Here is an 11935-nt window from a genome sequence, read left to right as displayed (position 1 = left end):
TGTGCCACAGAGGTGTTAGGTTGATTTGCCAAATGTAGGGCTTCTAGTTTAAACGCTTTGGTAAAGGCTGTGTATTTTATGGTCATTTTGGATTCCTAAATTGTTGTAATTTGGTGTCCAGTTTATTGGGGGAACTTCATCTTTTTTATGCAAGAGAGTAACTACTTATCGTGCTCAGATTTTTCCTATATAATCATTCTTTTTTAATAAATAAAGATAAAAAATGACCGTAAAAAAAGACAAAGTAGTTGAGATGCATTACACCTTAAAAAACGATGCAGGAGAGGTGATTGATTCGACCAAAGAGCAAGATCCCATGCCATTTTTTCAGGGACATGGCAATATTGTACCTGGCTTGGAAAAGGCAATAGAGGGGATGAAAGTTGGCGAATCTTGCGAGGTTAAGGTTGAGCCAAAAGAGGCTTATGGCGAACATCATTCTGAGGGCATTCAAGAAATTCCGATGGCGGCATTACAAGGTATTGACAACCTTACGCTAGGTATGGAATTACAATCTCAGGACGAGCAAGGTAATGCGTTTATTGTGTGCGTTAAAGAGATTAATAAAGACACAGTTATCGTTGATGCTAACCATCCTTTGGCGGGGCAGATTCTGCATTTTAATATCAGTATTGAAAGCATCAGAGAGGCGAGTAAAGAAGAATTAGAACATGGACATATCCACGCTCACGGTGACTCTTGCTCGCATTAAACGCCAATGGATGCGCACTGTCCATTATGTCATTTTGAGAAAATTCAGCCTTATTATCAAAACAAGGGCGTTAGCTATCTGAGTTGTGGGCAGTGTGATTTGGTGTTTATGTCAAAAGCCCATTATCTCAGCGATAGCGAAGAAAAACTGCGTTACGATACTCATCAAAATAACCCTGATGATAAGCATTATCAGGCGTTTTTGTCTCAAGTTTTTGACCCAGTTATGGCGTATATTGGCGTGAGTGCCAAGGGCTTGGATTTTGGCTCTGGACCGGGTCCAACTTTGTCGCTGATGTTCGAAAAACAAGGGCATCAAGTGGATTTATTTGATAAATTTTATGCCAATAATCCAGTCGTCTTTAGTAATCAGTATGACTTTATTACTGCCACCGAAGTGCTTGAACATTTGAGCAATCCAAGATTTGAGTTAGCGCGTTTGTTTACTATGCTTAAAAAAGGCGGCGTGTTGGCAGTGATGACGCAAATGATAACGCAAGAGGTGAATTTTGCTTCGTGGTATTACAAGAATGACCCGACCCATATTTGTTTTTTCTCGCAACAAACAATGCGCTATTTGGCACAACAGTGGGGCGTAAATGTTAAGTTTTTTGGTGGCAATGTTGCTTTATTTAGTGCATAATTAGTACCATACAAATACAAATACAAATACAAATACAAATACAAATACAAATACAAGAGGAAGATTATGTTGCGTTATTTTTTAATGATGAGTGCGGTTTTTATTTTGACAAGTGCTCAAGCTGATTTTAGTGATTGGTTTTTGCAATCTAAGGGTGTTGCTAAGCCTATTAAAGAGGCTATTATCAAGCCTGCTAAAGAAGTTGTTAGTAAGTCTATTACTAAACCGATTGTAAAGCCTGAGCCACCTACTGCGCAATTGGTTGATATTGATACCGATGAACTTATTAGAATTTTAGATACCGACCCAAGTGTGGTGTTAATTGATGTGCGTGCGCCATTTGAGATTAAACACACTGGCACGATTAAGAGAGGTCAAAATGTTAATATAATGCGAGGTTGGCTGGAGTTTCAAATTTCGGATTATGCACTTAGTAAAGATACGCCAATTGTGGTGTATTGTGGGCTCAACTTTCGTTCACCACTTGCCGCCAAAACTTTGATGGAGATGGGTTATAGCAATGTTAAAAACTATGCCGATGGTTTTATGACTTGGAAAAAAAGGCTTAATCCAGTTAAAGTTAGTGATCATGTTCCTGAGAGTATTTTGTATAGAAAGCCTGTTAAAGTGGTTAAAAATGTCTATTCAGCGATTGGTGCGACACAGCCGCCTACTTATGAAAATTCAAATCATAATAATAATTTGTCATTTATCGTAACTACTAATGGCGTATTGGTATTTAATGCAGGTGGTAATTACCTTGTAGCCAAGGCGATGCATGAGGAAATTAAGAAAATTACCAATCAGAAAGTTAAGTATGTGGTGCTTGAAAATTCTCAAGGTCATGCTATTTTAGGTGCTAATTATTGGCAACAGCAGGGTGCGGTTATTATTGCGCACACAGAGACCGATAAAGAGATTAAGCGTATTGGCAAAGAGATTTACTTGCGTGCTTCAAGTGTGCAAAAAGACAAAATTATTGGTACAAAAGTTATTCGTCCAGATGTGGTATTTGATAAGCAGTTTAATTTGACAATGGGTGGCACTAAGATTGAATTAATGCACATTGGTGCATCACATTCTCCTGATGATATTCAACTGTGGCTGCCACAGAAAAAACTATTGATTAGTGGCGATACGGCATTTAATGAACGACTGTTGCCGATATTTAAGCACACCAATATTAAGGCGTGGATTAAGACTTGGGACAAGATTGAAGCCTTAGCGCCTGAGGTTGTTATTCCTGGACATGGTAAGCCAACCGATTTAGCAACTGTGACCAAATTTACCAAGGATTATCTGCAATATATGTATGACCAAGTTCAAAATTTAATTGACGAAGATGGTAGTTTGACAGACGCTTATAACATTGACCAATCTGCTTATCGAGATTGGGGTACTTATCGAGAACTACACCGCCAAAACGCCGAGCGTATTTTTCGTTATATGGAATTTGAGTAACTACTTGAGACCTTTGCATAAATAGGGATGATTAGCAAAATTCAATTTTTTCCAGATTGGTGATTTTCTTAAACCTTGTCCTAGCAGGGCTAAGGCTGGGTTTAAAAAATTGCCAAGCGGGTGAAAAGTGGATTTTTGATGATTATTCATATTTATGCAAAGGTCTCTACTTAATTAAATTAAGGTAACTTTGGTAACGCTTGGGGTGGATATTACCTGCCTCTAATGCGTTTTTAATGGTACAGTTTGGCTCGTTAATATGTGCGCAATTCCTGAATTTACATTGACCGACGAAGGGCTTAAACTCTCTAAATCCTTCTAGGATTTCTTTGGCGTTTAGGGTGTCTAGTTGGAACTCACGAACACCGGGAGAATCGATTAAATCGCCGCCCGTGGGAATGTGGTATAGCGTGGTGGTGGTGGTGGTGTGTTTACCGAGCTTGCTTTTGCTGGAGATTTCATTCACTCGCAGGTTTAAATCGGGTATCAATTGATTGATTAAAGACGATTTTCCTACGCCTGATTGCCCTAAAAATATATGTGCTTTGTCGTCAAGTTGAGTGGTTAGCGTGTCAATACCAATTTGCGCTTTAACACTCAAATAATGCACTGGGTAGCCAATATCCTCATACATAGCAAAGTCCTTTTTGACTTGCTCAATCTTATCACTAAGTTCGATTTTGTTAACGATGATGTTGATCGCTAAGTTGGTATTCTGTGCCATGATTAAATAGCGGTCGATTAAATCAAATTGATAATGTGGCTCGATTGCTACTACCAGCCATAGTTCGTCGATATTGGCAGCAATCAGCTTGTGTGAGCGTTCCAGGGCGTTGTTGCGTTTGTGCAAAGCGGTAATAACGCCATCGTTACCAAGTGCCTGAAAAACAACTTGATCGCCTGCCACACAAGACTCAATATTGCGTCTGGCAGTGCATTGGATTAAATCGCCTGAGCTGTTTTCAATCAATAATCGCTGTCCGTAGCGGGTAATGACCAGCCCTGTTTGCGCCTGAGTAGTGTCGTCTAGCAGGTTTTCAGAATGACTAGAGGCTTTATCAACCCTAGCAATGCGTTCGGCTTGGATTTTTTCAATGCGCCATTGTTGGCGGCGTGTCAGGCTCAATGTTTAAATTGATAGTATTTTTTGTTTAAGTAATCAACCACAGCTTTCTCTTCATCAGGGAACCAGTCTACGCTAAACGCTTGAGCGCAACGACTTACTTGTCCGCTTAATTTAGGTAGTGATATTATTTTGCGATCTTGACGCATGTAAAAACTGTCGTCATGCTGCATGATGTGACATTCTGCACATGATTTATCGTGTAATGTTGCACCTTCTTTGTTGGCAAAAGTTGCCGTTGATAGCAGGGCGATTGTTATAAATAATGTTGTTTTCATTGTTTTTTCCTTAGTTGTTTTATTCTGATAGATGCACTGGGATGTGAATCGTGAAATGCTGAGTATAGCTTATCTGGCGTTAGTGTTGATGCATTATCACGATAAAGTTTAACCAAACTTGAAATTAAATCATCAGCATTAGTGTGTTTAACAGCAAAGGCATCGGCTTCAAATTCGTGTTTTCGTGATAGGGCGTGGCTAATCGGCTCAATAAAAAAGCTAAATATTGGTAGCGTTAAAGTAAATAACACCAAAGCAGTATGGTTGCTTGTTTTTTCAATACCCAAGCCATTAAAAAACCAAGGTTGTGTAATAAGATAACCTAATAGTGCCAAACCAAGCAACGAAGTAAGAAAAGAAATTATCATTTGTTGGCGAATATGTTTATGGTGAAAATGCCCTAATTCGTGTGCCAAAATAGCTTGCACTTCGTTGTCATTCATACCTTTGAGCAAAGTATCAAAAAACACAATACGCTTGTTTTTACCAATCCCCGTAAAATACGCATTACCATGTGATGAACGCTTAGAGCCATCCATTACAAAAATTCCATCGCTTTTAAAACCAGTGCGCTTAAGTAAGTTGTCAATTTTAGCCTTGAGTGCTTGATTCTTTAAGGGATTAAATTTATTAAATAGTGGTGCAATAAACGCAGGATAAAGCCACAACATTAACAAAGAAAAACCTGTTAACACCAGCCAAACAAAAAACCACCAATATTCACCCATTTCATTCATTAAATACAGCACCACATACAACAATGGCACGCCAATCACTAATGCCAATCCAAGTCCTTTAATTGTGTCGCTAATTAGCGTGCTTATCGTGGTTTTGTTAAAGCCAAATTTTTCTTCCAAAACGAAAGTTCGGTAGAGGCTAAATGGTAAATCAATTAAAGAACCTATCAGCATCAAGCTAAGAATAAAACCCACGCCAACGAATAGTATATTATCACTTAACGAATGCCAAAAGCTATCTAACCAATTCAAACCACCACCCAAAGTCCAAGCCAACAAAACAAGTGCTGAAAAAACCACCTCGAAATAATTAAGTGTTAGCTTAGCGTGTGTGTAATTCGCTGCTTTTTGATGTTGCTCCAAGGTGATTTTTTGTGCAAACTCATCAGGTACTTTATCAAACGAATCAAGTACCGCCTTTGTTTGCCGTGTGTTGAGCCACAACAAAATCACAACATAACTAAGCATTGCCATCAAAAACAGTAAAGTAAATAGATTAAAGGTCATATATTTTTTTATAAAAAGAAAAATTAATATTTTACTTGATAAATACAACACTGCTTTAATACTGATTACAAGTAAGAAGCGTATTAAAAATAAAAGGTAAGAAAAAGGGGATAAAGGTATAATTATAAGAAAGCTCTTTTATAGATAATTTAATGGCGTTAATTATTCAAAAATATGGTGGCACTTCAGTTGGCTCGGTAGAGCGGATTCAAACGGTTGCTGAAAAAATCAAAGCCTTTGCCGCTACTGGAGATAAGTTAGTTGTCAGCGTCTCGGCGATGAGTGGCGAGACTAATCGTATGACAGCGCTTGCACAGGGCATTCAGGATACGCCTTCTTTAAGAGAGATGGATGTTTTGCTAACTACGGGCGAGCAGGTAACGATTTCTTTGCTGTGTATGGCGTTGCAGCAATTGGGTTGTGATGCGATTTCTTATACTGGCGCTCAGGTAAAGATTATCACCGACAGTGAGCATGGTAAAGCACGCATTAAATCAATTGATGACTGCCGTATTCATGGTAGTTTGAATGCAGGCAAGGTCGTGGTGGTTGCTGGATTTCAAGGGGTGGATGAACAGGGCAATATCACCACGCTAGGACGGGGTGGCTCAGATACCACGGCGGTGGCGTTAGCAGCGGCATTGAAGGCTGATGAGTGTCAAATTTATACGGATGTGGACGGGGTTTATACCACCGACCCCCGTATTGAGCCGAATGCTAGGAAAATGAATACAGTGAGTTACGAGGAAATGCTGGAGATGGCATCACTTGGCTCCAAGGTGTTACAAATTCGTTCGGTCGAGTTTGCATCAAAATACAAAGTGCCTTTAAGGGTGTTGTCTTCTATGATTGACAACCCGATAGGCACTTTAATTACCAGTGAGGAAAATATTATGGAACAAGCAGTTATTTCAGGCATTGCCCACAACAAAGACGAGGCAAAACTCAGTTTAATTGGCGTGCCTGACGAGCCGGGTATCGCTTATAAAATTCTCAAGCCGATTAGTGAGGCGAATATTGAAGTGGATATGATTGTGCAGAGTGTATCGGCACGGGAAGGTTTAACCAACTTTGCTTTTACTGTGCATCGCAACGATTTTGACAAAGCACAGATGATTTTGCAAGGTATTTGTAAAGATTTGAATGCCAAGGCGGTGCAGAGTGATGACAAAGTGGTCAAAGTGTCGCTAGTGGGTATCGGTATGCGCTCGCACGCAGGGATTGCGGCGCAAATGTTTGAGGTATTGCATCAGGAAAATGTGAATATTCAAATGATTTCTACTTCTGAGATTAAAATATCGGTGGTGATTGATGAGAAATATTTAGAATTAGTAGTGCGTTCATTGCACAGCGCTTTTGAGTTAGATAAGGAATAAAAATGACAGGATTTGACGACAGAGATGGTTTGATTTGGTTTGATGGCGAGTGGGTTGAGTGGCGTGATGCCAAAGTCCATGTATTGACACACACATTGCACTACGGCATGGGTGTGTTTGAAGGTGTTCGTGCGTATCAAACCGACAAAGGTGCGGCAATATTTCGCTTGGAAGAACATACAAACAGATTGTTTAATTCTGCCAAAATTATGAGTATGGATATTGGTTTTTCTAAAGCCGAAATCAATCAAGCTCAAAGAGATGCTGTGCGTAAGAATAATTTAGACAGTGCTTATATTCGCCCTATGTGTTTTTATGGCTCAGAAGGTATGGGTTTGCGAGCTGATGGCTTAAAGGTGCATACCATTATTGCGGCGTGGGAATGGGGTTCGTATTTGGGCGAGGACAATATGAAAAATGGCTTACGCATTCGCACTTCAAGTTATGCGCGTCATCATGTGAACATTTCTATGACCAAAGCCAAAGCCAACGGTAATTACATTAATTCAATGCTGGCACTGCAAGAGGCGCTGACAGATGGTTACGATGAAGCGTTGTTGCTGGATGTGGATGGCTTTGTAGCAGAGGGTAGTGGCGAGAATATTTTTATCGTGCGTGATGGGGTGATTTACACCCCTGATTTAACCTCAGCATTGGCAGGCATTACCCGTGATACGATTTTTACATTGGCGAGTGATTTGGGCTATAAAGTGATTGAAAAGCGCATTACTCGTGACGAAGTGTATTGTGCTGATGAGGCTTTCTTTACTGGCACGGCGGCAGAAGTTACTCCAATTCGTGAATTAGACAATCGCACAATCGGCACTGGCGCGCGTGGTATTATTACTGAACAATTGCAAAGCCTGTATTTTGATTGCGTCTATGGTCGTAATGAGCAATATAAACGATGGATTAGCAAAGGAGGCTGTTAATGGCTACAGGTATAGATGGTTTTCATCAAAAACATGTCAGTTTTAGCATGGTAGAGGTGGGCGATTTGCCTGCGCATTGTCCGCCTAAAGAAGCACAAAAATGGAATATGCACCCCAAGGTATTTTTGCAGTTTGATGGCAAAGGCCGTGCATCCTGTCCGTATTGTGGTACCAAATACGAATTGGCATAATTGCTATCATGGACAAACTTGTTAATATTGTTTTAGTTGGTCCAATGGGCTCTGGTAAGACATCGGTTGGTCGGCGTCTTGCGTGTGTGCTGAAGCGAGATTTTTTTGATACTGATTTTGAAATTGTGGCACGCACAGGTGTCGCAATTGATTATATTTTTGATGTAGAAGGCGAAGAAGGCTTTCGTCAGCGTGAAATGCAAATGCTCAAAGATTTGTGCAACATTCCTAATATTGTGATTGCCACAGGCGGCGGTATCGTGATTAAAGCAGAAAACCGTGAACTGTTAAAAAACCATTTTGCGGTATATTTATCCTCTAGCGTTGAGCAATTGGTTAAACGCACTGACAAATCTAAATCACGCCCCTTGTTAGAACAATCAAGCAATCGAGAGCAAACCATCCGTGATTTGCTGAGCGCCAGAGAGGATTTTTATCAATCCGTTGCCAATGTGGTGATTGACACCACGAGCAAAAAACTTTACGCTATTATCAGTGAAATCAAAAAGGCGGCATCAAAATGAAGCGTATTTTTGTTATCATATTATTGAGTGCTATTAACGCACAGGCATTGACCGAGCAAGGCTTTGTTGAGCGTCTGAGGGCAACGCATCCTTTTTTCAAGCAACAGATGTTGTCTGGCGAGATTAAGCATATTGAAAAACAAGCCACAAAGGCGAATGAAGACTGGACGATTGCACTTGAGAGTTTGTATCAAAATGAAAATGTTAGTAATATATCATCTAGTGCTACTTATGACCGCCTAAACACCACTTCAATTGGACTTTCTGCGAGCAAAAAGCATATCAATACAGGTAGTGATATTACCTTTACACACACTTGGAAAGACAAAAATAAGGGCATTAATGCCACGCGTAATGATTTTTCAATTGACTATCGTTATCCATTATTACGCAACAAGGATGGCATTAATGACCGGTTAAGTGGTGATGTGGCACAGATTGCCATTACGCAAGACAGATTAGAGCGCCTAGAGGCAGAAGAAGGTTTTGTTTTAAAAAAGCTAGGGCGTTTTATTGAGCTAGCGTATGCACAAGAGCAGCAGCTGATTAACGAGCGTCGATTGGCATTGTCAAAGGAAGAGCTGACATTGGTTAAGCAAAAATACACCGCCTCGGTGGTTGAGAAAGTTGATGTTTTATTACAACAAGATGCTTATCAAAAGGCACAACAGCAGTTATTACAAGCACAGCAAGACTTAATACTACTGCGTTATGAAATCGCCATTATGTTGGATTTAGATTTTAAACAAGTGGCAGCCGACACTGATTTATATAAAATTTATCAACCTCAAAAAATAGCCTTAAAAGCATATTTATTAAACAATGCTAGAGCGCTAAAAATCAGCAATTTGGCGCAACAAACACTCAAACGCCAGCTGCGTAGTTTTAAAAATCAATCCAAGGCAAAACTGAATTTAAACCTAGGCATTAGTAGTGCGGGCGAGAATACCAATTATTCGCAATCACTCGAAAACCAAAGCACCTCGTGGAAAATAGGGCTGGGCTTATCTTATCCGCTAGGCGGTATTGAAAGCAGTAGTAACATTGCCAAGGCAAATACCCAATTAGCAAGTTTGGTGCAAAATAAGCGTGAACAACTGCTCAATATTTACACACAAGCAAAAATACTCAGGGAAAAAATTATCTTACTTGAGCAAATGTTGCAACTTAACTTGAAGCAACAAACGATTGCCAAAGCACGCACTGTGGAGGAAAAACAGCGTTATGGCAATGGCAATGGGCAAGTAAGTTTTGTCATTAATGCGCAAAACAACGAGCAAGTTATTAAACTTAACTACGCACAAGTTGCCAAAAATTATCAACAAGCTGTTTTTGAGTTTAAAGCGGCGATTGACCAACTCATTTAGTGATTAAATATCAAATAACCCCAAAAAACACGCATGCGCATATTTTCCAAGTGCGTTTAACGCTTGACAATCCTAATCCGCTGGGTCAAGTGTTTTCATTGCCAAACTGGATTTCAGGTAGTTATCTAATTCGTGATTTTTCTAAGCATATTATTAGTATCAAGGCGTGTAGTTGCAATCAGGCAGTGAAGATTAAGAAACTTGATAAAAATCACTGGATTACTTACCCATGCACTGATGGCATTACTTTGGAGTATGAAATTTATGCCTTTGATTTGTCGGTGCGCTGTGCTTATTTGACTAATCAGCGGGCGTTTTTTAATGGCAGTAGCGTGTTTTTACAGCCACTTGGTTTTGAGAGTGATCCATGCGAAGTGTTAATTAACTACCCGTCAGATAACGCAGTAGGGCAGTGGAGTTGCGCAACCACTTTAACACTTAAAGACAAGCAACAAGGTGCGGAGCTTTACACAGCTGATAATTACCAAGATTTGATTGACCATCCTGTGGAAATGGCAGACTTTACTCGCTTTGAATTTAGCGTAGCAAACACACCGCACGCTATGACTATTACTGGCGAACATTCCACCGATATTGCTAGATTAAGAACCGATTTGATGCGTATTTGTCGGCATCATATTGATTTTTTTGGTGGCAACATTCCTTTTGATGACTATTTATTTTTAACTTTAGTAACCAACAAGGATTATGGTGGCTTAGAGCACAAGAAATCCAGCAGTTTAATTTGCGCTAGAAAAGAATTACCCACTCAACAACAGCAAGATATTACACCCGAATATACCCGCTTTTTGGCACTTTGTTCACACGAATATTTTCATGCTTGGTGGATTAAAAGCATCAAGCCCGCCAGTTTTCACGAACTGAATATGAGTTGTGAAAATTACACCGAGCAATTGTGGATATTTGAGGGCTGGACTTCTTATTATGACGAACTCTCGTTGTTACGCACTGAGTTGCTTTCTATCGAGCAATATTTAAGCCTATTCGCACAAACTGTTACCAAAGTGCAACAGGGCAGAGGCCGCTACAGGCAATCATTGGCAGAGTCCAGCTTTGATGCATGGACAAAGTTTTACCAGCAAGATGAAAACGCCCCCAATGCAATTGTGAGTTATTACAGCAAAGGCACATTGTTAGCGTTTGTGTTGGATATTGAAATACGCAAACGCACCGATGACCAGCACTCATTAGACGATGTTTTACGCCTGATTTGGGGCAATTATCAAGCGAGCGGACTGGAAGACAACACCGCACAACAAGTGATTGAACACCTTGTGCAAAGCGACTTTACTCCTTTCTTTGCGCAATATTTATATGGCGTGGACGACTTGCCACTTAAAGAAGCATTTAAATATATCGGCATTAACTGTGAATTTACCCACAAGAAAAACGATTTATCAAAGTATGGATTTACCATCAACAAAGCACAGAAGCACGCCGTCATCAGCCATATTTTTGACAACAGCTGCACACAAACTGCAGGCTTGTATGTGGGGGATAAGATTGCCAGCATTAATGGCAACAAACTGTCTGCCAAAGATTTAGGTAAAGTGATGAACGACTACGCCGAGGGCGAGTGCATTAAGATGGGTGTTTTAAGAGATGAATTACCCAGTGAAATACCACTCGTCATTGCCTACGGTGAAAACACACATTGCACTTTAACAGTTGATGAAAAGGCAAATAAAGCCACTTTAAAGCGACAAAAACAATGGATAAAATCAATAACTTAAAGTTTTATTTGTTAATTTATTTTTTGAGAAACCTTGTTGAATATTTCCCCTAACAGGACAAGATAGAGATATTTTTATTAGGCACTTTAGTGATAATTTTTTTTCTATTCTAAGGCCATAGAGAGACTAAACGAGCCATTGCACAATAGCCAAAAATTATTTACGCCCAAGTTGACAATAAAATACTAAAAGAGACCTTTGCATAAATAGGGATGATTAGCAAAATTCAATTTTTGCCAGATTGGTGATTTTATTAAACCTTGTCCTAGCAGGGCTAAGGCTGGGTTTAAAAAATCGCCAAGCGGGTGAAAAGTGGATTTTTGATGATTAT

13 protein-coding genes are annotated in these 11935 nt (G+C 39.8%); 9 read left to right on the top strand and 4 right to left on the bottom strand.

The annotated features are described in order from the left end of the window. Positions 1-223: 223 nt before the first annotated feature. The 3 genes from CRYPD_RS06140 (at position 224) to CRYPD_RS06130 (ending at position 2815) form a co-directional block, all read left to right on the top strand. On the top strand, positions 224-712 hold the full coding sequence (locus CRYPD_RS06140) for an FKBP-type peptidyl-prolyl cis-trans isomerase (RefSeq protein ID WP_138146718.1): 489 nt from the start codon (positions 224-226) through the stop codon (positions 710-712). Positions 713-718: 6 nt separating this feature from the next. Next, positions 719-1354: a class I SAM-dependent methyltransferase gene (locus tag CRYPD_RS06135; protein WP_138146717.1), complete on the top strand. Its 636-nt coding sequence runs from the start codon at positions 719-721 to the stop codon at positions 1352-1354. Positions 1355-1420: 66 nt separating this feature from the next. Further along, the gene (locus CRYPD_RS06130; protein WP_138146716.1) at positions 1421-2815 is read left to right on the top strand and encodes a rhodanese-like domain-containing protein; all 1395 of its coding nucleotides are present in this window, start codon (positions 1421-1423) and stop codon (positions 2813-2815) included. On the opposite strand, the gene CRYPD_RS08110 is transcribed toward CRYPD_RS06130, so the two are convergent. The 4 genes from CRYPD_RS08110 to CRYPD_RS06115 are packed head-to-tail and all read right to left on the bottom strand — an operon-like array spanning position 2816 to position 5460. Continuing rightward, on the bottom strand, positions 2816-2965 hold the full coding sequence (locus CRYPD_RS08110; RefSeq protein WP_171004368.1) for a hypothetical protein: 150 nt from the start codon (positions 2963-2965) through the stop codon (positions 2816-2818). A gap of 16 nt (positions 2966-2981) precedes the next feature. Further along, positions 2982-3941: a ribosome small subunit-dependent GTPase A gene (gene rsgA / locus CRYPD_RS06125; protein WP_138146715.1), complete on the bottom strand. Its 960-nt coding sequence runs from the start codon at positions 3939-3941 to the stop codon at positions 2982-2984. Continuing rightward, positions 3938-4216 (bottom strand): hypothetical protein, encoded by a 279-nt coding sequence (locus tag CRYPD_RS06120; protein WP_138146714.1) that lies wholly within the window; start codon positions 4214-4216, stop codon positions 3938-3940. Before CRYPD_RS06120 ends, rsgA begins: the two co-directional genes overlap by 4 nt. Continuing rightward, positions 4213-5460: a M48 family metallopeptidase gene (locus CRYPD_RS06115; protein WP_138146713.1), complete on the bottom strand. Its 1248-nt coding sequence runs from the start codon at positions 5458-5460 to the stop codon at positions 4213-4215. The genes CRYPD_RS06120 and CRYPD_RS06115 overlap by 4 nt, the downstream gene beginning before the upstream one ends. A 152-nt stretch (positions 5461-5612) precedes the next feature. On the opposite strand from CRYPD_RS06115, the gene CRYPD_RS06110 reads away from it, so the two are divergent. Genes CRYPD_RS06110 through CRYPD_RS06085 form a run of 6 tightly spaced genes read left to right on the top strand, consistent with a single transcriptional unit; the run spans position 5613 to position 11604 of the window. After that, positions 5613-6836 (top strand): aspartate kinase, encoded by a 1224-nt coding sequence (locus CRYPD_RS06110; protein ID WP_138146712.1) that lies wholly within the window; start codon positions 5613-5615, stop codon positions 6834-6836. 2 nt (positions 6837-6838) lie between these two features. Then, positions 6839-7768, top strand: coding sequence for a branched-chain amino acid transaminase (locus CRYPD_RS06105; RefSeq protein ID WP_138146711.1), 930 nt, complete (start codon positions 6839-6841; stop codon positions 7766-7768). Continuing rightward, positions 7768-7959 carry a zinc-finger domain-containing protein gene (locus CRYPD_RS06100; protein WP_425290266.1) on the top strand — a complete coding sequence of 64 codons (192 nt, stop codon included), beginning with the start codon at positions 7768-7770 and terminating at the stop codon, positions 7957-7959. The genes CRYPD_RS06105 and CRYPD_RS06100 overlap by 1 nt, the downstream gene beginning before the upstream one ends. Positions 7960-7967: 8 nt before the next feature. Continuing rightward, positions 7968-8483 carry a shikimate kinase gene (locus CRYPD_RS06095; protein WP_244610266.1) on the top strand — a complete coding sequence of 172 codons (516 nt, stop codon included), beginning with the start codon at positions 7968-7970 and terminating at the stop codon, positions 8481-8483. Further along, positions 8480-9850, top strand: coding sequence for a TolC family protein (locus CRYPD_RS06090; protein WP_138146710.1), 1371 nt, complete (start codon positions 8480-8482; stop codon positions 9848-9850). Before CRYPD_RS06095 ends, CRYPD_RS06090 begins: the two co-directional genes overlap by 4 nt. After that, complete coding sequence (locus CRYPD_RS06085) at positions 9850-11604, top strand: M61 family metallopeptidase (RefSeq protein WP_138146709.1); 1755 nt, start codon at positions 9850-9852, stop codon at positions 11602-11604. The genes CRYPD_RS06090 and CRYPD_RS06085 overlap by 1 nt, the downstream gene beginning before the upstream one ends. The last annotated feature ends 331 nt before the right edge of the window (positions 11605-11935 follow it).

Origin of the sequence: Bathymodiolus heckerae thiotrophic gill symbiont (genome assembly GCF_900180345.1) — a bacterium.
Classification (GTDB): Bacteria; Pseudomonadota; Gammaproteobacteria; order PS1; family Pseudothioglobaceae; genus Thiodubiliella.
This window is presented reverse-complemented; position numbering and strand designations above follow the sequence as displayed.